Source organism: Flavobacterium aquicola (assembly GCF_003385115.1).
In the GTDB taxonomy this organism is placed as follows: domain Bacteria; phylum Bacteroidota; class Bacteroidia; order Flavobacteriales; family Flavobacteriaceae; genus Flavobacterium; species Flavobacterium aquicola.
Window position 1 is genome coordinate 301,034 of the sequence record NZ_QUNI01000002.1, and the last position, 19,121, is coordinate 320,154.

At 35.7% G+C, this 19,121-nt stretch carries 17 protein-coding genes; 11 read left to right on the forward strand and 6 right to left on the reverse strand.

Annotated features, from left to right (window positions below):
• Together C8P67_RS03830 and tpx are read right to left on the reverse strand one after the other, a co-directional pair.
• Positions 1-375 (reverse strand): diacylglycerol kinase family protein, encoded by a 375-nt coding sequence (locus tag C8P67_RS03830; RefSeq protein WP_115810575.1) that lies wholly within the window; start codon positions 373-375, stop codon positions 1-3.
• A gap of 9 nt (positions 376-384) precedes the next feature.
• Positions 385-882, reverse strand: a complete 498-nt coding sequence (gene tpx, locus C8P67_RS03835) for a thiol peroxidase (protein ID WP_115810577.1) — start codon at positions 880-882, stop codon at positions 385-387.
• A gap of 279 nt (positions 883-1,161) precedes the next feature.
• Between tpx and C8P67_RS03840 the strand changes: the two genes are divergently transcribed.
• The gene (locus C8P67_RS03840; protein WP_115810579.1) at positions 1,162-2,349 is read left to right on the forward strand and encodes a thioredoxin family protein; all 1,188 of its coding nucleotides are present in this window, start codon (positions 1,162-1,164) and stop codon (positions 2,347-2,349) included.
• Between the two features lie 70 nt (positions 2,350-2,419).
• Here C8P67_RS03840 and C8P67_RS03845 read toward each other — a convergent pair whose 3' ends face one another.
• Positions 2,420-2,920 (reverse strand): pyridoxamine 5'-phosphate oxidase family protein, encoded by a 501-nt coding sequence (locus C8P67_RS03845; RefSeq protein ID WP_115810581.1) that lies wholly within the window; start codon positions 2,918-2,920, stop codon positions 2,420-2,422.
• A 209-nt stretch (positions 2,921-3,129) separates the two neighbouring features.
• Between C8P67_RS03845 and C8P67_RS03850 the strand changes: the two genes are divergently transcribed.
• A complete protein-coding gene (locus C8P67_RS03850) occupies positions 3,130-3,855 on the forward strand; it encodes a DUF4386 domain-containing protein (RefSeq protein ID WP_115810583.1) in 726 nt (241 codons plus the stop codon).
• A 72-nt stretch (positions 3,856-3,927) separates the two neighbouring features.
• Here the strand turns inward: C8P67_RS03850 and C8P67_RS03855 are convergent, their stop codons facing one another.
• Both C8P67_RS03855 and C8P67_RS03860 read right to left on the reverse strand, forming a co-directional pair.
• Positions 3,928-4,632, reverse strand: coding sequence for a LytR/AlgR family response regulator transcription factor (locus tag C8P67_RS03855; RefSeq protein ID WP_115810585.1), 705 nt, complete (start codon positions 4,630-4,632; stop codon positions 3,928-3,930).
• Positions 4,632-5,666, reverse strand: a complete 1,035-nt coding sequence (locus C8P67_RS03860; protein WP_115811045.1) for a sensor histidine kinase — start codon at positions 5,664-5,666, stop codon at positions 4,632-4,634. The genes C8P67_RS03855 and C8P67_RS03860 overlap by 1 nt, the downstream gene beginning before the upstream one ends.
• A 162-nt stretch (positions 5,667-5,828) precedes the next feature.
• On the opposite strand from C8P67_RS03860, the gene C8P67_RS03865 reads away from it, so the two are divergent.
• The 7 genes from C8P67_RS03865 to C8P67_RS03895 all read left to right on the forward strand — a co-directional run bounded on the left by C8P67_RS03865 (position 5,829) and on the right by C8P67_RS03895 (position 15,557).
• Positions 5,829-7,214, forward strand: a complete 1,386-nt coding sequence (locus tag C8P67_RS03865) for a TolC family protein (protein ID WP_115810587.1) — start codon at positions 5,829-5,831, stop codon at positions 7,212-7,214.
• Between the two features lie 11 nt (positions 7,215-7,225).
• Positions 7,226-10,510, forward strand: a complete 3,285-nt coding sequence (locus C8P67_RS03870) for an efflux RND transporter permease subunit (protein ID WP_115810589.1) — start codon at positions 7,226-7,228, stop codon at positions 10,508-10,510.
• The gene (locus C8P67_RS03875; RefSeq protein WP_115810591.1) at positions 10,500-11,582 is read left to right on the forward strand and encodes an efflux RND transporter periplasmic adaptor subunit; all 1,083 of its coding nucleotides are present in this window, start codon (positions 10,500-10,502) and stop codon (positions 11,580-11,582) included. Before C8P67_RS03870 ends, C8P67_RS03875 begins: the two co-directional genes overlap by 11 nt.
• Before the next feature lie 185 nt (positions 11,583-11,767).
• The gene (locus C8P67_RS03880; RefSeq protein ID WP_115810593.1) at positions 11,768-12,682 is read left to right on the forward strand and encodes an AlbA family DNA-binding domain-containing protein; all 915 of its coding nucleotides are present in this window, start codon (positions 11,768-11,770) and stop codon (positions 12,680-12,682) included.
• A 52-nt stretch (positions 12,683-12,734) separates the two neighbouring features.
• Entirely contained in the window at positions 12,735-13,283 is a 549-nt protein-coding gene (locus C8P67_RS03885; protein WP_115810595.1) for an REP-associated tyrosine transposase, read from the forward strand.
• 94 nt (positions 13,284-13,377) lie between these two features.
• Positions 13,378-13,965 (forward strand): DUF7010 family protein, encoded by a 588-nt coding sequence (locus C8P67_RS03890; RefSeq protein WP_115810597.1) that lies wholly within the window; start codon positions 13,378-13,380, stop codon positions 13,963-13,965.
• Between the two features lie 536 nt (positions 13,966-14,501).
• A complete protein-coding gene (locus tag C8P67_RS03895; RefSeq protein ID WP_115810599.1) occupies positions 14,502-15,557 on the forward strand; it encodes an NAD(P)-dependent alcohol dehydrogenase in 1,056 nt (351 codons plus the stop codon).
• A gap of 122 nt (positions 15,558-15,679) precedes the next feature.
• Here C8P67_RS03895 and C8P67_RS03900 read toward each other — a convergent pair whose 3' ends face one another.
• Positions 15,680-16,081 carry a c-type cytochrome gene (locus tag C8P67_RS03900; protein ID WP_115810601.1) on the reverse strand — a complete coding sequence of 134 codons (402 nt, stop codon included), beginning with the start codon at positions 16,079-16,081 and terminating at the stop codon, positions 15,680-15,682.
• A 689-nt stretch (positions 16,082-16,770) separates the two neighbouring features.
• Here C8P67_RS03900 and C8P67_RS03905 point away from each other — a divergent pair.
• Both C8P67_RS03905 and C8P67_RS03910 read left to right on the forward strand, forming a co-directional pair.
• The gene (locus C8P67_RS03905; protein ID WP_115810603.1) at positions 16,771-17,760 is read left to right on the forward strand and encodes a polysaccharide deacetylase family protein; all 990 of its coding nucleotides are present in this window, start codon (positions 16,771-16,773) and stop codon (positions 17,758-17,760) included.
• Complete coding sequence (locus tag C8P67_RS03910) at positions 17,757-18,872, forward strand: GNAT family N-acetyltransferase (RefSeq protein ID WP_115810605.1); 1,116 nt, start codon at positions 17,757-17,759, stop codon at positions 18,870-18,872. The genes C8P67_RS03905 and C8P67_RS03910 overlap by 4 nt, the downstream gene beginning before the upstream one ends.
• The last annotated feature ends 249 nt before the right edge of the window (positions 18,873-19,121 follow it).

Consider the following 19,121-nt stretch of genomic DNA (forward strand, 5'->3'; position numbering starts at 1 on the left):
CTATAAAAATTTTGGGATATAAATAATAAGACCAATAGCTATTGCTGTTAATGCAGCAAAAAATACAGCTCCAGCTGCAATATCTTTGATAAAACCAATTCTTTCGTGATAATTAGGATGAATAAAATCGGCAATTTTTTCGACCGCTGTATTCAATCCTTCGATACTCATCACCAATCCGATAGCCATAGTTTGAAAAAGCCATTCGGTGGTAGAAATATGGTAATAAAAACCAGCAATACTCATCAGGATTCCAAGAGAAAACTGAACCATTATACTGTGCTCGGTAGTTATTAATTTTACGGCTCCAAGAAAAGCGTATTTCACGCTTTTCAACCGGCCGGTAAGTAATGTATTGTCTTTTTGAAATTCCATCGTAGACGTTTAAAGTACTGCTAATGCAGCTTCATAATTAGGTTCATGCGCAATTTCACCAACTTGCTCTGTATGAGTTACCACACCATTTTCATCAGTAACAATAATTACTCGGGAATGTAAGCCAGCTAACGGTCCGTCAACAATGTCAAGACCATTGTTTTTTCCAAAAGTACCTTCCTGAAAATCAGATAAGTTTACAACATTTTCAAGTCCTTCAGCACCACAAAAACGTTTTTGGGCAAATGGCAGGTCTCTAGAAATACATAAAACGGTAGTATTTGCTAAACTGCTGGCACTTTCGTTAAATTTTCTAACAGAAGTAGCACATGTTCCAGTATCAATACTTGGAAAAATATTCAAAACTAATTTTTTGCCTGCAAAAGTGCTTAAATCTGCAATAGACAAGTCGTTTTGAACTAATTTAAAATCAGCCAGTTTTGAACCTACTTTTGGTAATTCACCTGAAGTGTGGATTGGATTTCCTCCCAACGTTATAGTCGCCATATTTTTTGTTTTTTTTGTGAGGTTCAAAAGTAAGGATTAATATTTGAATCTAAAAGTATTATATAATTTGTCACGGCATTCGCTTTTAAAAATTTCCGCCACAACCCGAGCGATAACGAACAGACGGAGCAATTACACAAATTGTCACAAATTGTCTCCAGAATTAGTTCTAGTTTTAAAACGAATGCCGTGCAGCGAACGACTCCCTTTTTAATCCAGATAAAAAGCAGTAAATTGCAGCTTCGACAATTCCATACAATCAGCACAAATTATCAATAGATGAAAGCTCCCGTTAAACAAATCTGTATCATTTTTTTATTGCTTTTAACCTCTGTAGTAAAGGGCCAAAAAACATCCATAAACTTTATAGAAAACGATTATAAACTGGCACTTGAACAATCCAAAGCTTCTAAAAAACCGCTATTTATTATGGTTTATGCTACCTGGTGTTCCCATTGCAACAAAATGAAAAGCACGGTTTTAAAAGATCCCGCAGTAATTTCTTTTTACAACAGTAATTTCATCAATGTAATGATGGATTCGGAAACGCCTGCTGGAAAAGAATTCATGAAAAAGTACAGCATAAAATCCTTTCCTGTTTTTCTTTTTTTGGATGAAAAAGAAACCCATCTATACAGCACCGGCGGGGAATTTACTACCGACGAATTTATTGCTGAAGCCAAAAAAGCCTTAAACCCAAATATGCAGCTGCCGTATTTGGAAAGAAAATTTAATGAGGATATTACGAATTCTGAAAACTGCATTCTTTATCTGAGTGCTTTACGAAAAAGTGTCGATTCCGACAAAAGCGATGATGTAACAGCCAAATATTTAGCTGCGCAAAAAGACCAGCTGATAACTGCTGCTAATTGGAAAATTTTGGCATTTGGCGTGAATGAATTAAATTCAAAAGGTTTTGAAACAATTATAAATCATCAAAATGATTTTGCTAAAGTATCTTCCACAAAAAGAGTCGAAGCGAAGATTATGAGTGTGGTCAAAAAAACGCTGACCCAAAACATGAATTATTTAGATTCTATCAACTATTCTAAAAATAGGATACTTGCAAAAAACATCAATATTGCAAAAGTAGATTCTTTGGTTTTTAAGTATGATTTACAAATGTATGAGGGCATCAAAAGCTGGAAAAATTATCAGCAGACTACTTTAGAATCGGCAGAGAAACTAGCTTGGAATGACTACCCAGCGATTAACAGTATTTCCAAAATTTACATTGATCATATTACCGATAAAGAAGCTTTAAAAAAAGCTGTTGCTTGGGCTAAACGTTCCGTTGAAATCAATAATTCAGCCGAAAGCACTCTTTTGTTGGCGAGACTGTACAATAAAATCAATGATAAAAAAGCAGCAATAGAAAATGCGAGAAAGGCCAAAGCTATAATTAAAGCAATGGGCTGGGATACAAAAGATGTAGATCAATTCCTAAAAGAGTTAGGCACAAAATAAATGCGTAAGACAATTATTAGAACGTAAAAGGCAGCAGTTTTAAAAAAACAGCTGCCTTTTTTATTGAATTCTACAGATTCAAATTTCCTTCAATTCCGTCATCCATAGTTTTACCTGTTATAAAAGCCACAGTCATTTTGGCTAATGCCACCACTTTTCCGTTTTTGTTATTCCAATAATATCCTTCATCGGGAACTACTTTTATCACGCTTAAATTGGGATCATCTTCACCTTCTGGCATCCAGACTTTTACAATTGGAGTAAATAGCTCCTTTATGATTTCCCTGTCATACAAAATTGTAGCATGACCATGCAATGTCAAAAATTGGTCGTGAGGTTCTGAGAAAAAAAGTTCCACTTTGGAATTTTCTAATATTTCATGGTTCTTTACACTGGTCTTATCGGACAAAAACCAAAGAACCCCTTCCTCATCAACTTTCTGTGCAGTCATTGGTCTAGAATTCAGCTTGTCTCCATTGTAAGTACAGAACATGCACGTTTTTATATTTTCTGCTAAATCTTTTATTTTCTGAACAGCAGAACTGTCTTTTAAATCTTTATGATCTCCCATAACTTTATATTTTTAAACTGTTAGTTTTCAGTAATTAACAATTTTATAAAGTTCAAGTTTTAATGGTATTTCAAGTTATATAATTAGCTGAAAAAATTATTGAATTATAATTCTAAATTTGAAATCTCTTGAATGGAAATAGGTTTCTAAAAAGTTTATTTGGTAACAATTTTCAAAATCAATCGTCATACCCAGAAGAAAATACAAATATGAAACTGACCCTCAAAAATTTCGAACAGTCACCGCAGCTTTATGCAAGAATAGCAGGAATGCTTTATTTATTAATTATTATAGCAGGTGTATTTGGCCAGCTTTTAGTTCGAAATAAATTACTTGTTTATGGAGACGTCGCTGCGACTGCAGGCAATATCATGAATTCTGAATTTCTATGGCGGGTGGGTATTAGTGCAGATCTGATCATGCATATTTGTGATCTGCCAGTAATGATAATTTTATATTACCTGTTAAGACCAGTAAACAAAAAACTTGCTTTGCTTAATTTGTCTTTTAATTTAATACAGACTGCTGTTTTGGTCATCAATAAATTGAATCTGCTGGCAGCATTATTCTTCCTAAAAGATACTGAATATTTAAAATCCTTTAGCCCAGACCAGCTAAATTCTTTGTCTTATCTTTCGACTAAACTGCATGATTTTGGTTTTGGAATCGGATTAATATTTTTTGGGTTTGTCTGCCTTATCGAAGGTTATTTATTTTTTAAGTCCCGCTATTTTCCAAAAACAATTGGAGTTTTAATGTCAATTGCGGGCTTATGCTACTTGACCAATAGTTTTGTACTGATTCTTGTACCGCAATTTGCAGATATCACATTACTGATGCCGTGTTTTATTGCAGAATTATCACTTAGTTTATGGCTGATTTTTAAAGGTGTAAATCTATCGATCTGGAAAAATTCGGCTAGTAAAAACATATAAAAAAACCTGCCAGAAATTAATCTTAAGCAGGCTTCTTGTTTGAAATAATTGAGTTAGTAAGCACGTTTATTTCTAAGTTTTATTTTTCAATCGATCTGTTAATTCGCGTTTATAGGTAATTCCGATTGGCAGTTTTTCCTTTTTGATAAGGACAAAATCCTTGTCGGTATCGTCAATTTTATCGATTGCTGCGATATACGATTTATGAATTCGGATAAAGTTTTTTTCGGGAAGTTCTTTTTCTAATTCGGCAGTCGTAATCGAAGCCAGATACACTCTTTTTGTCGTAAACAGCTTCACATAATTTCCAAAACTCTGCGCATATAAAAGCTCGTCTAATGCAATGTCAATCATATAACCGTCAACCTTTACTGCAATTGAATTTACAATCACTTCTACGGGTTCGGTTTTGATGATTTCCATGGAGAAAAAACGCTCAACAGCCTTCAGAAATCTTGGAAAATAAATAGGTTTCAAAAGATAATCAATCACGCCATAATCATAACTTTCTAAAGCAAATTCAGAATAAGCTGTCGTTAAAATCGTTTTGGGATGATTCGGAATAATTTTCAGCAGTTCCATACCTGAAATCTCAGGCATATTAATGTCCAAAAACATCAGATCGACCTTATTTTCCCGAAGATAATCCATCGCTTCAATGCCATTATAGCCCTGAAAAACCAATTCTAGTTGCGGATTCTGTTTGATATAATTTGCCAAAACATAATGCGCTGCCGGCTCATCGTCAACAATAATGCATTTTTTTGGTTCTTTCATTATACAAACTTTTTTAGCTGCAGTTTTAAATCTACAATATAAGTATTTTTATCATCTTTAATATCCAGCTGGTACTCTTTTCCATAAATCAGATTCAAGCGTTCGATGGTGTTTTTCAAACCGATTTTAGTCGAAACCACATCCGTTTTCTTCGGAATTGAATTCACAACATGCAGATGCAATAAACCGTTTTCGACGGTAATAATAATTCGGACAAAACATTTTTCGATAGCGCAAGTTCCGTGTTTGAAAGCATTTTCTATAAAAGCAATCAATAACATGGGCGAAATTTTATAGGCATTCTCATTGTCAATTTTACTATCATACGTAATATCACAGCGGTAACCAACACGCTCTTTTTCCAGCTGAATATAACTATTGATAAACTCCAGTTCATCTTCCAGCGAAACGCATTGTTTGTTATTACTTTCCAACTGATAACGCATTAACTGCGAAACTTTCATGATTAAATCGGGAGTTCTTTCAGGGAATTCTAAACTAATTCCATAAAGTGTGTTGAAAGTATTGAATAAAAAATGAGGATTCAATTGTCCTTTCAGAGAATTTAACTGCATCTGATTGAAAAGCAGTGTTTCATCTGTCTGTTTTTTATTAATTCGGTAGAATTTAAAAACAATTATCGGACTCAAAATACAGACCAAAGTTCCCAAAACACTTGCCAGCTGATAGACATAACTTCGCTGATGCGAGTTTTGATACAAATGACATTTGGCAAACATATCCAGATCTGTAATTTCATATAAGACTATCGAAAATACAAATACTCCCAAGAGGGTTAAACCAATATATGCCAGCGGTCTTTGTTCTTTGAATAATATAGGAAGTATAAAAAAACGGTTGAACTGGGCGTGCATGTATAAAATGCAGTAGAAAAAAATACCCATCAAGATGGAAACGAAAGAACTGAACAGCATCCAATCGTTTTTCAGGGTATAAATCGTAAATGAAAAACTGACGACGGCAATTTCCTGCCACCATTTATTCTCCATTATATCATTAAACTTTTTGTTCATTTTCATACTTAAATAGTTTACAAATTAACTACTATTTTTTAATTATTATTCGCAATAAATGACCAATTGAATTGGTCATTTATAATTGCAGTACATCATTTAAGGAGACATATATCCGCTTAAGAGGAATAATTTTGAGGCATAATTTCACATTTGAGTTTTATGTATTTCAAAAAAATTACCTTATTCATTTACCTGATTTTTGCCAGCTCCGGCTTTTCACAAACCCTGTCTTTGAAAGAAGCGCTAAAAACAGGTCTTGAAAACTACGGCTCTGTAAAAGCAAAAAACAACTACAGCAAGGCTTCTCAGGAAACACTTAAACAATCCAAACGCGATTATCTCCCTAATCTGAACCTGTCTGCACAGCAGGATTACGGAACTATCAATGGGCAGAATGGTGCTTTGTACGGTTTCAATGGTCTTGGAACCGCTTCTTCAGGTCCCGCACTTCCGGAGCAGAACTGGAATTCGGCTTTCGGAGCTTTGTATCTTGTTAATATGAACTGGGATTTTTTCACTTTCGGAAAAGCACAGGAAAAAATCAATTTGGCCAAAGCAGATGTTCAGGTTAAAGAAAAAGATCTGAATCAGGAAAAATTCCAACAGGAAATCAAAATTTCATCGGCTTACTTGAATTTATTAGCAAGCCAACGATTATTGATTTCACAGCAAAAGAATTTGAGCCGTGCCGAAGTTTTCAAAAAGACCGCTGTAGCCCGCGTTAAAAACGGATTATTAGCCGGAGTCGATTCTACATTGGCGACAGCCGAAGTTTCGAAAGCTAAAATCGCTTTGAATCTGGCACGTAATTTCGTCAAAGAACAAAACAATAAACTGGTCGATTTAATGGGTGTGACACCGCAGGATTTTATCGCCGATACGCTTTTTGTGAATCAGATTCCAAAACAATTGGCTTTCGCCGAAAAAGCTCCTGACAGCCTTCATCCGCTATTACAGTTTTATAAAACAAAGACAGATTACAGCAGTCAGCAGACCAAATTATACAAACGTTTTTATTACCCAACGATGAGTGCGTTTGGTGTTTTGCAGACTCGTGCTTCTGGTTTTAATACCGGTTATGCTGTCGATCAGACTGCTTTTACACGAAATTACTGGGACGGCGTAAATCCAGACCGTTCTAATTATTTAGTCGGAATTGGAATCAGCTGGAACCTGACCACTCCGTTCCGAATGAGTAAACAGGTACAAGCGCAAAAATTTGTAACCGAAGCTTTGAAAGAAGAATACAATCAGGCGGACAGGGAACTGAAATCACAGCTGAATTTTGCCGAGGATAAAATAAAAATCACTTTGGAAAATTATGCCGAAGCGCCGATTCAGGTGAATGCCGCACAACGCGCATACATTCAAAAATCAGCTTTATACAAAAACGGTTTAACAGATCTGACCGATTTGACACAAATCATGTTTACGCTGAACCGTGCCGAAATTGACCGCGATATCGTCAACAATAATGTATGGCAGTCGTTCTTACTAAAAGTAGCAGCCACGGGCAATTTTGACTTATTTACAAATGAATTTTAATTAACAACCAGATGAATTTAATACGTTTTGCACTCCGCAAACCCATCTCAATATTAGTATTGGTGGCCGGTTTATTTTTCTTCGGAATTGGCGCCATCAAGGACATCAAAGTAGATATTCTTCCGAAAATGAATCTTCCGGTAATTTATATCGCTCATCCATTTGGAGGGTACACTCCCGACCAGATGGAAGCTTATTTTGCCAAAAACTACGTGAATATTTTACCGTTTGCCAATGGTATCAAATCGGTTGAAACCAAGAATATTCAGGGGTTAATGATTATGAAATTAACCTATTACGAAAACACGAATATGGCGCAGGCCGCTGCCGAATTGGGAGCTCTTTCGAACCGAATTCAGGCGGCATTTCCTCCAGGGACACAGCCTCCGTTTATCATCCGTTTTGATGCTTCGTCTTTGCCGATCGGTCAATTGGTTTTGAGCAGTAAAATACGTTCTAATAATGAATTACAAGATTTAGCTAACGTCTATGTTCGTGCTTCGTTTACTTCGATTCCGGGATTATTGTCTCCGGCACCTTTTGGCGGAAGCCCAAGAACGGTAGAGGTTAACGTCGATCCAGACTTACTGCGCTCGCACAATATGACACCCGACCAAATTGTAGAAGCTATCCGCATCAACAACCAGACAGCTCCTTCTGGAAATGTCAGGATTGGCGATATCAATTACATTTCACCAACGAATAATACGATTAAGAATATTAAGGATTTTGAGCAGATTCCGTTGTTTAAAGGCGGGGTTCAGAACCTGAAATTAGGCGATGTAGCTACTGTAAAAGACGGTGCCGATGTGACCAACGGTTATGCTTTGGTTAATGGGAAACGTTCGGTTTATATCAGTATTGCAAAGGCTGGAGACGCTTCGACCTGGGATGTGGTTCACAAATTAAAATCAGAACTGCCTAAAATTCAGAGTACGCTTCCCGAAGATGTACAATTATCATACGAATTTGACCAGTCGGTTTATGTCATCAATTCGGTTAAAAGTTTGATTACCGAAGGAATTATCGGAGCGGTTTTGACTGGTTTAATGGTATTACTATTCTTAGGCGACCGCCGTGCCGCTTTGATTGTAATTCTGACGATTCCAATTTCGATAATTTCGGGCGTTTTGTTCCTGAAATTATTCGGGCAGACGATCAACTTAATGTCACTGAGCGGACTGGCGCTGGCCATTGGAATTCTGGTAGATGAAAGTACCGTAACGATTGAAAATATCCATCAGCATCTCGACATGGGAAAACCTAAGGCACTCGCTATTTGGGATGCCTGTCAGGAAATTGCACTGCCTAAATTATTGATCCTGCTTTGTATTCTTGCGGTTTTTGCACCAGCCTTTACGATGGTCGGAATTCCGGGAGCCTTGTTTCTGCCATTGGCATTAGCGATCGGATTCTCGATGGTAATTTCTTTTTTACTGTCACAGACTTTTGTTCCTGTAATGGCAAACTGGCTGATGAAAGACCATCCAAAACACGAACACGCACCGAATATCACAGATGACGAAGCTGAGTTCAACGCCTGTGGTTTAACTCCGGAATCAGAGAAACATCTGATTACACAGAAAAAAGAATATGTAGAAAGAGAAGATACTGACGGCAACGGAAAAATCAGTGCTTTCGAGCGTTTCAGAATTCGTTTTATGCGAACAATTGATCGATTGTTTCCTTATAAAAAAGCAGCTGCTTTAACGTATTTGATTACTGCAACTGTGCTAGCGGTTCTGTTTATTACGTTTATCGGAAAAGATGTTTTCCCAAAAGTCAATTCCAGCCAGTTTCAGCTGCGACTGCGCGCTCCCGACGGAACCCGTCTGGAACGTACTGAAGAAAAAGCCATTTTAGTTTTGAAAGAACTGAAGAAAATGGTCGGCACTGAACATATAGGAATATCGTCTGTTTATGTGGGTCAGCACCCGTCTTTGTTCTCGATTAACCCAATTTATCTGTTCATGGCGGGTTCTCACGAAGCTGTTTTTCAGGTGAGTCTTAAAGATTATCATGCCGATATGGATGAATTTAAAGACGAGTTCCGAGCGCGAATCAAAAAGATACTGCCGGATGTAAAAATGACTTTCGAGCCTATCGAATTAACCGATAAGGTTTTGAGTCAGGGCTCTCCTACTCCAATCGAAATCCGAATTGCAGGAAAAGACAAAAAACGAAATGAAACCTATGCAAATCAAATCGTAGATAAGCTTAATAAAATAGACTATTTCCGTGATGTGCAGATTGGCCAGCCGATTCATTATCCGGCGATGAATATTGATATTGACCGAACCCGTGCAGCCGAATTGGGCGTGGATATGGGTGATATTTCGCGTTCGCTGATTGCTTCGACATCTTCCTCTCGATACACCGAGAAAAATACGTGGATTGATGAAAAATCAGGATTATCGGTAAACGTTCAGGTTCAGGTACCGCTTAATCAGATGAAAAGCAAAACCGATATTGGAGAAATTCCGGTATTGAAAAACTCGCTTCGTCCCGTTTTGAGCGACGTTGCCAAAATCACACCTGGGTATGTAAGCGGTGAAAACGACAATTTAGGTGCTATGCCGTATATTACGGTTACCGCCAACATCCATCAAACCGATTTGGGGACGGCGACAAAAGATGTGGATGCTGCGATCAGTTCATTGGGCGAACTGCCACGCGGTTTATTCATCACGCCAATTGGAATGAGTAAAGTATTGAGCGAAACATTAAGCAGTTTACAAGTTGGTTTATTAGTTGCCATCTTTGTAATCTTCTTAATGTTGGCTGCTAATTTTCAGTCGTTCAAAGTTTCACTTGTGATTTTAACCACAGTTCCGGCGGTAGTTTTAGGTGCCTTATTGATGCTGACGATTACCGGCTCAACGCTGAATTTACAATCGTATATGGGAATCATTATGTCAGTTGGGGTTTCGATTGCCAATGCTGTTTTATTGGTTACCAATGCCGAACAATTGCGAAAAATAAACGGCAATGCACTCGAATCAGCGCGTGAAGCGGCGGCCTTGCGTCTTCGTCCGATTATCATGACTTCGGTGGCGATGATTGCGGGAATGTTACCGATGGCGATTGGTCACGGCGAAGGAGGCGATCAGGTTTCACCGTTGGGAAGAGCCGTTATTGGCGGACTGTTATTCTCCACCTTTGCGGTGTTATTGATACTGCCGCTGATTTTTGCCTGGGCGCAGGAACATACCACAACACAATCCGTTTCTTTGGATCCTGAAGACGAAGAAAGCATCCATTATATCTCATCATTAAAATCTAACAATGAAAAATAAAATTATACTATCGACAGCGCTATTCCTTATAGCCTTATTTCTCTTAAACAGCTGTAATTCCAAGAAAGAAGAAACTGCTGCTGTTACAGAAATCGAACCTAAAACAGAAACCTTTCTTCTGCAAAAAGAAAAACTAACCACCGAACTGCGTTTGCCGGCCGAATTAACCGGTTTTCAGCAGGTGGATTTGTATGCCAAAGTAAGCAGTTTTGTGAAAATACTGAAAGTCGATATTGGTTCGAAAGTCAAAAAAGGACAGCTTCTGATTGTTTTAGAAGCTCCCGAAATCAGTTCTCAACTGGCTGCAGCCGAATCAAGATTACGATCGATGGAAGCGATTTATGCTACCAGCAAAAGCACTTACAACCGTTTGTATGAAACGAGCAAAGTAGAAGGAACGATTTCCAAAAATGATCTGGAAATGGCCAGCGGTAAGAAAAATTCGGATTACGCCCAATATCAGGCGGCGATTGCTGCGCACAAAGAAGTTTCGATTATGAGAGGCTATTTGGAGATCCGTGCTCCTTTTGACGGCGTTGTGGCAGCAAGAAACGTGAATTTGGGAACCTTCGTTGGGCCTACTTCGAGTTCTCCATTATTGACAATTCAGCAGCAAGACAAACTGCGTTTGGCGGTTTCTATTCCGGAGCTGTACACGGGTTATCTGCACCAGGGCGACGAAATGAGTTTTAATGTAAAATCACTGCCGGATACTTTCAAAGCGACTATACAGAGAATGTCCGGCGCTTTGGATTTGAAACTGCGTTCCGAAAGAGTCGAAATGGATGTGCACAACACCAAAGGCAATTTACTGCCGGGAATGGTTGCCGAAGTGGTTTTACCGCTGAACGCTAAAGACAGCACTTTTGTAATACCAAAATCGGCATTCGTGAATGCTGCGGAAGGTACTTTTGTGATTAAAGTCGTAAACCACAAAGCCACCAGAATCGACGTTAAAAAAGGAAGAGAAATCGATGATAAAATTGAAATATTTGGTGATTTGAATTCAAAAGACAAACTGATAAAAATTGCTAGCGAAGAAATTAAAGAAGGTGACGATATAAAAGAATAGTTTATTTATTTAATTTGGTTAATTTGGGGCGAAAGTGCTGTAAGACTTAGGTTTTACAGCATTTTTTTTATGGAGCTGATTACTTCGTCAGTTCGCTTAAAAATTGACATATTTAAAAGTTTGAGTAAAAACAAAATCAAAATAAAACCTTACATTTAGCACTAAATCCTTAATAAATTATATAGATGTCAAGTTTATTAGATAAAACAGAATTTACTCAAGAAGATATTTTAGGAATAATTGCTTCAAGAACAGAAGAATCAATTAATATTGATTTTAAAGATGCTAGAGCATTATCATCTGGTGACGGTAAAGAAATTTCAAAAGATGTTAGTGCATTTGCAAATTCAGATGGTGGACTTATTTTTTATGGAATAAATGAAGAAAATCATGTAGCAACTAGTACTTCTTTTGTAGATGGAAATAAATATAATAAAGAATGGCTTGAGAATAAAATAACTTCGAACATACAACAACGAATTCAAAATTTATTAATTATGCCGGTACGTTTTGATAATGATGTTACCAAAACGGTGTATGTTGTCAAAATTCCTAAATCACCTAATAGTCCTCATTTAAACGGTGATAACAAATATTACCGAAGATTTAATTTTAAGTCTGTACCAATGGAGGAATATGAAGTTAGAGATTCATATTTACGATTTTCTGCAAGTATGATTAAAATAGATAGTTTTATTGTACAACTTGTTAATACAAATTATATAAATCGTTATGAATTCAAAATTGAAGTTCTCATAACTAATACAGGTAATCACGTCGCCGAAAAATATAAAATTGCTGCCATAATAAAAGCAACTATACAGGCGGAACTTACAGCTACAAATCCATATAGCCTCACGAATAATTTTGAGGAGGGTCGTATTTTGTCTACCAATGTAGTTCCTGCAATATTTCCAAGTGAAAAATTGAACATATTAACTTTCAACTTATCAATTCTTAATGAAAATATTTTAAAATTCATAGAAACTTCAACAATAGAATTTACAGTATTTAATCATGGTTCAATAAAAACATCTAGTAATAACCAAATTATAGGACAGATGAAAAAACTTGTAGAAAATAATAATTTCCCCCGCTAGCGCGAGCGTCCCGCTCGTGCCCGCAATCTTGAGGAAAACTTATTTTAATACTATGAGCGAAAAGTACAAGTTTGGAGAAAAATCGGGAGCTTATTTTATAAGTTTTGCTACAGTGAATTGGATAGATGTTTTTACAAGAGACGTTTATTTTTCGGCTATCACAGAATCTCTAGATTTTTGCAGAAAAAACAAAGGAATGGAAATTTATGGATATTTTATTATGCATAGTCATGTCCATTTAATCTTCCGTTCCGCATTAGGTGATCCATCAGGATTAATTAGAGATTTCAAAGGCTTTACATCCAAAAAACTATTAAAATTAATAGAAGAAAATCCACAAGAAAGCAGAAAAGAATGGATGTTGTGGATGTTTGAAAGAGCAGGTAAAAAAAACAGCAATGTAACCTTTAGACAGTTTTGGCAGCAAAACAATCATCCAATTGAAATTTGGTCATTGAAAGTATTTGAACAAAAACTAAATTACATTCATAATAACCCCGTTGAAGCAGGATTTGTAACAGATCCCATAGAATGGAAATATAGCAGTGCTAGAAATTATGGCAATAATGACCATACCATTCTGGAAATAGATATAAATTAATTTTGATTACGGGCACGAGCGGGACGCTAGCGCTAGCAGAGGACAAGTACAAAACAAACGTAACCTTAAATAACAGAAATAAATATTTTAAAGTATGAAAGAAAAACCCTCCAGCAAATCATTAAATCAGATAGAGCCATTCAATCAAGCACAAATTGATATGTGCAAAGGTTATGCAAATGGTTCTATTGGTGTTATAGTCTCAGGAGTTATTTGGCTCACATCTGCATTTACAGCAAATCAATATTCACCCAAAAAAGCAATTTGGACGCTCTTTATAGGAGGAATGTTTATCTATCCCATAAGTATAATAATTAGCAAGTTTATTGGACTTAACGGAACACACACGAAAGGTAATCAATTGGGAAATTTAGCTATGGAAGGGACAATATGGATGATTATGTGCTTACCACTTGCTTTTGGACTTTCATTGCAACATACAGAATGGTTTTTTCAAGCGATGCTTTTAATTATTGGTGGAAGATATTTAACATTTTCGACAATATACGGTAATAAGATTTATTGGTTGCTGGGTGCTATTTTAGGCACCTCAGCATACTTATTATATAATTTTCAAGTTCAATCCTTTGGTTCATTATTGACGGGTTCATTTATTGAAATTTCTTTTGGACTGTTTATGTTTCTATCATTTCGTAGTGGCAACATAAAAACTATGAAATAAATTGATTGACACCCCGCTGGCGCGAGCGTCCCGCTCGTGAACGCAAAGTAGAACATCATTTTAAACAATACTAAAGATAAAAGTAAGATCAAGTAACAATTGAAGGATAACCTACATAAAAGGATATTTTAGAATACTGTTGTCAGGATTGTGTATACGAGCCGGATGCTCGCACCAGCGCAGAGGACTGCTATTGGCAAAAAAATATGAAAAAATAAATTTCTCGCTTAGCCCCGATTGCAGTGAAAATCCTTGTGTGCCGGGGTTCGGCACGCAAGATTATAACGAAAAGCGGGACTGAATTTCTTATAAAAATGAATTTTCTGCTCCTAAAATCACAAAACGCCCCCAAACCTATGTAACTATAAAACAGAATACTATGCTGCTCTATTGAACGAATGTTAATCAGTATGACCTACAAACGTAATAGAAAAAATATTTGAATTTCTTAACTATTGGATTGTTTTCTATAAATCGCACCTTATGCAAACGATTAACTTTGTATAATGGAATAACTCACTTATAATAAAAAAAATATGGAAACTACAAATGTAAAAGCTTACGGAACCGCATCAGCCGATGCGCCTTTGGCACAGATGAATATCCAGCGCAGAACCGCCACAGCAAAGGATATTGAAATTGATATTTTGTATTGCGGTGTCTGCCACTCTGATCTGCACACTGCTAGAAACGACTGGGGATTTACAACTTACCCAACAGTTGTTGGTCACGAAATTGTGGGGAAAGTGACCAAAGTAGGAAGCGAAGTAACGAAACTAAAAGTGGGTGATTTTGCAGCTGTGGGCTGTATGGTAGATTCGTGCCAGACCTGCGACAGCTGTAAACAGGATTTAGAGCAATACTGTTCTAATGGATTTACAGGAACGTATAATGGAAAAGACAAACATTTGGGCGGAATGACCCTTGGCGGTTATTCGGAGAAAATTGTAGTTGAGGAACATTTTGTCTTGAAAGTGCCTGCGAATCTTAATCTGGCTGCCACAGCACCTTTATTGTGTGCGGGAATTACAACCTGGTCACCGCTTCGCCACTGGAAAGCAGGGAAAGGAAGCAAAGTAGCCGTTGTAGGATTGGGCGGATTGGGTCACATGGCGATAAAACTGGCAAAAGGTCTAGGCGCCGAAGTAACGCTGTTTTCGAGAACTCCGGGCAAAGAAAAAGATGCTTTGGAACTGGGCGCTGATTCGGTGATAATTTCGACTGAGGCGGATCAAATGGGAGCTGTAAACGGGAAATTTGATTTAATTATCGATACCGTTCCTTACATTCATGACATCAATCCTTATATTGGAACTTTGAACACCAACGGAACTTTAGTAATTGTCGGTTATTTAGGAGGCATAGAACCGTTCCTGAATACAGTTCCGATGATAATGGGACGAAAATCGGTGGCGGGTTCTTTGATTGGCGGGATTGCCGAGACTCAGGAGATGCTCGACTTTTGCGGTGAACACAACATCGTTTCCGAAATTGAATTAATCAAAATGCAGGACATCAACGAGGCTTATGAAAGAATGCTGAAAAGTGATGTTCGTTACCGTTTTGTAATTGATATGGCCTCGCTTAAATAAGCCAATGTCATTCTAATTTTCTAAGAATCATTCGTATCTAAAAACTAAAAAACCGTTATCACTTTAAATTTAAGCGGTAACGGTTTGCTGAAAAAAAAATTATTCGGGTTACTAATTCAAAATTATTTTTTTTCTAATTCTCGTATATAATTGACCAGTTTCCAGCGCTGATCATCATTTAAAAGGTCAAAATAGGGAGCCATAGGTGCTCGGCCATTGGTTATTTTCCAGAAAATAGCTCCATCTGACTGGTTTTTTACATTTAACGCCACTAAGTTAGCAGGCTGAGGGCTTAAGGATTGGCCTGCTTCACCATTTCCCTGTCCATTATTTCCGTGACACAAAACACACATTTGGTCGAAGATTACTTTACCTTCATTTGCAGCTTTTTTATTTCCTACAAATGGGTTCGTTAAGGAGCTGCTATATTCTGGTGCCGACCAGCTTATTTCCTGCGCTATACTTGTTGTTCCTGACACAATTAGTAAAGCGAATACCGTTAGAAATCTGAATTCTGCTTTCATGGTCTGAATGTTTTTAATTATGAATCAAATTTATGAAAACGTTATAGCAGGAAACCTGATATTTATCATGGAATCAATAAAACTCCAGACAAAAACCAAAATAACAGTACAAAAATTAGTATATTAAAAATAAAAACTTAATTAATTGCTTATTTGATATATTTTAGCACCAAACTGCCCACACAATATCAATATAATTAACACAAAATGAGTTTTACTATTTTATGTTCTTTATCCAAATTACTGCTTTATCAGATACCCAGAAACTGCGGAGTTATAGCATATGAATGTATTGTTGCAAATGCAGGAAAGCATCAAAAAACCACTAACAGCAGCAATATTTTGTAAGAAACCGAATTAGAAAACAAAGTAATTTTTATCTCCTGACCCCGATTACTTCGCTATACTTTTATTTTTTATCGGAATTCAGTAAACTTCGTTTGCGGGGTTTCAACACAAAAGATTGCAGCAGAGTGGGACGATAATTTGTTATGAAAATGAATTCTCTACTGCCAAAAGGCAAGATATTCAAAAGATTAGCTATTTACAGGATGATTATGATTTCTGCAAAAAAATATAATTTCAGTGATATAATACTATTTTTTCAAATTAAACGATAATTAAGTATGTTTGTAAAATAGTAAGGCTCTGATTTGCTTAAAAAATTAGAGTTTTTAATTTAAAAATACATGGGATTTATAAAAGATAATTTATACAGAATTTCAAATAAAAACCTTGTTGGGCTTTTTAAAAAACAATCCGTTTATCCATACTATCATATCATCAGAGATGATAAAGCCGCTCATATTGAAAATTTATATCAATATAAAAACATAGCCCAATTTAAAAATGACCTGGAAGTTTTATCAAAAAATTTCAGCCCCTTGAGTTTAGGTGATTTAACTGCTAATAAAAACAATGGCTTCCTGATTTCTTTTGACGATGGTTTAGAAGAAATTTACAGTGTTGTCTTTCCTATTTTAAAAGAAAAAAATCTGAAAGCGATCTTTTTTGTAAATCCAGTTTTTGTGGATAATAATGAAGGTTTGTACAAACATTATATAAGCGTTATTATAAATCATTTAAAGGATCAAAATTTCCGTAAAGAAAGTTTAGATACGATTAGTTCTATTTTTAATTTTAGTTATATTTCGAATGATGATTTTACAGCAAAATTTAAAAACATCCGTTTTTCAGACAGAAATAAGATAACTGATGTCCTAAGCTATTTAAATATAGATATACATCATTATCTAAAAACACAAAAGCCTTATATTTCGAAGGAACAGATACAGGAAATGATTGATCAGGGTTTTTATTTTGGAGGACATACAATGTCGCATCCGCCACTGGAACAATTAAGTTTTGAAGAACAGAAAAAGGAAATTATAGATTCTATAGATTGGGTCAAAAATACCTTCAGCATCGATTATTCCTTATTTGCATTTCCATTTTCAGATAAAAAAATATCTAAAAGACTGCTTACTGAGCTGCTTGAATATGACAAGGATATTTTATTATTTGGAAACTCGGGATTAAAAAAAGATTTTGACAATCGAATAATTCAGCGCTTTTCAATTGAACATCCAAAAAAAGATATCAAAAAAATTATTGTCACAGAAAATCTATTCAAGTACTACAATAAAGTTATTGGCAAATATAAAATCAGCAGAAAATGATTGAAATAAAACAAATTTCTAAAAAAAATGTTCCCTTATTATTTGAAGACAAATCATTTTGGAATCATGATTTTTTATCAATTAGCAAACACAGACTATTATCTCACTATAGAAACCCAAATAGCCAAGATGATGATATTGTTTTAATTCTAGCCTATTTAAATAACGAAATTGTGGGCTACATGGGAGTTTTTATTGATCGAATAATACTCGATAATGCTGAAACTAAAATAGGCTGGCTAACCACTTGGTGGGTTCACCCAAAAAAAACATTTAGATTAGGCGTAGGACGCCAAATACTGGACACTGCTTATCAAATTAATGATGGCAAAGTGGGAATTTCTCAATTTACTAAAAGCGCCAAAAGAGTATACGACAAAACCGGCTACTTTTATACATTAAATGAAAATTTAGGCGTTAAAGCCGTTTTGAGAAGCAACTTAATTTTTGTTATCCCAAAATTATACCCAAAGATAAATTACCTTAATCCTTTATTAAATTTTACAGACAGTTTTTTAAATCTGTTTATCGATTTAAAGCTTTCTTTTCAGGAAAAACAGCTGTTAGGAAAATTGAAAAATGTAGAATTAGAGTATTTAAACAAGCCCGATGAAGAAGTCTTAGAAGTAATCAATAAATACAACAAAAATGATATTTCTAATAAAAAAACAGATTATTTTGAGTGGCTAAAAGCATATCACTGGGTCCAGGAAGCTCCTCTTTTGCAGTACACAAACAAAAACAAATATGAGTTCTCAATCTATGATGAACAGTTTAATATTTATTTTATTAAGATTATAAAAGATTCAGAGTGTATCGGTTTTTTAGTGCTGCAAAGGAGAAACTATGTATGTAAAGTTTTATTTGCTTATTATAACCAGGCCAAAGATGCTGATATAGTTGCAGCGATCATCAAACTACAATGTATAAAACAAAATGTACGCGAAATAATCTGTTATGATGAAGCAATCTGTGCTAATTTCAAGCAGTCAAATGTATTTATTTATAAGACAAAAAAAGTAAAACAGTCAATAATCTCAAAAGCATTTGGAAAGACAGATTTCACCGATGTAAAAATGAATTTTGGAGATGGAGATTGTTGTTTTGCATAATTATAAAACTGACTAGTAGTCCCGAAAGAGAACGGCTGGAACAGTAATATAAAATTAGTTAAATCGGAGCAGAATTTATTTTGTTCCGATTTTTTTTAAAGCAAAACGGAATTTCCCAACAGCATTGCAGAGATAGTTTCTCAAAAGTTAAACCAACAAAAAAACCGTTACTTCTTAAATAATATGAAGTGACGGTTTTTTCTTAAAAAAAATATTTCCAGGTACTAATTCAAAACTATTTTTTTATTT

What these genes read in the sequence shown, in the direction of transcription:
- C8P67_RS03830 (WP_115810575.1), bottom strand. Translation starts at nt 375, where the DNA reads ATGGAATTTCAAAAAGACAATACATTACTTACCGGCCGGTTGAAAAGC.
- tpx (WP_115810577.1), bottom strand. Translation starts at nt 882, where the DNA reads ATGGCGACTATAACGTTGGGAGGAAATCCAATCCACACTTCAGGTGAA.
- C8P67_RS03840 (WP_115810579.1), top strand. Translation starts at nt 1,162, where the DNA reads ATGAAAGCTCCCGTTAAACAAATCTGTATCATTTTTTTATTGCTTTTA.
- C8P67_RS03845 (WP_115810581.1), bottom strand. Translation starts at nt 2,920, where the DNA reads ATGGGAGATCATAAAGATTTAAAAGACAGTTCTGCTGTTCAGAAAATA.
- C8P67_RS03850 (WP_115810583.1), top strand. Translation starts at nt 3,130, where the DNA reads ATGAAACTGACCCTCAAAAATTTCGAACAGTCACCGCAGCTTTATGCA.
- C8P67_RS03855 (WP_115810585.1), bottom strand. Translation starts at nt 4,632, where the DNA reads ATGAAAGAACCAAAAAAATGCATTATTGTTGACGATGAGCCGGCAGCG.
- C8P67_RS03860 (WP_115811045.1), bottom strand. Translation starts at nt 5,666, where the DNA reads ATGAACAAAAAGTTTAATGATATAATGGAGAATAAATGGTGGCAGGAA.
- C8P67_RS03865 (WP_115810587.1), top strand. Translation starts at nt 5,829, where the DNA reads ATGTATTTCAAAAAAATTACCTTATTCATTTACCTGATTTTTGCCAGC.
- C8P67_RS03870 (WP_115810589.1), top strand. Translation starts at nt 7,226, where the DNA reads ATGAATTTAATACGTTTTGCACTCCGCAAACCCATCTCAATATTAGTA.
- C8P67_RS03875 (WP_115810591.1), top strand. Translation starts at nt 10,500, where the DNA reads ATGAAAAATAAAATTATACTATCGACAGCGCTATTCCTTATAGCCTTA.
- C8P67_RS03880 (WP_115810593.1), top strand. Translation starts at nt 11,768, where the DNA reads ATGTCAAGTTTATTAGATAAAACAGAATTTACTCAAGAAGATATTTTA.
- C8P67_RS03885 (WP_115810595.1), top strand. Translation starts at nt 12,735, where the DNA reads ATGAGCGAAAAGTACAAGTTTGGAGAAAAATCGGGAGCTTATTTTATA.
- C8P67_RS03890 (WP_115810597.1), top strand. Translation starts at nt 13,378, where the DNA reads ATGAAAGAAAAACCCTCCAGCAAATCATTAAATCAGATAGAGCCATTC.
- C8P67_RS03895 (WP_115810599.1), top strand. Translation starts at nt 14,502, where the DNA reads ATGGAAACTACAAATGTAAAAGCTTACGGAACCGCATCAGCCGATGCG.
- C8P67_RS03900 (WP_115810601.1), bottom strand. Translation starts at nt 16,081, where the DNA reads ATGAAAGCAGAATTCAGATTTCTAACGGTATTCGCTTTACTAATTGTG.
- C8P67_RS03905 (WP_115810603.1), top strand. Translation starts at nt 16,771, where the DNA reads ATGGGATTTATAAAAGATAATTTATACAGAATTTCAAATAAAAACCTT.
- C8P67_RS03910 (WP_115810605.1), top strand. Translation starts at nt 17,757, where the DNA reads ATGATTGAAATAAAACAAATTTCTAAAAAAAATGTTCCCTTATTATTT.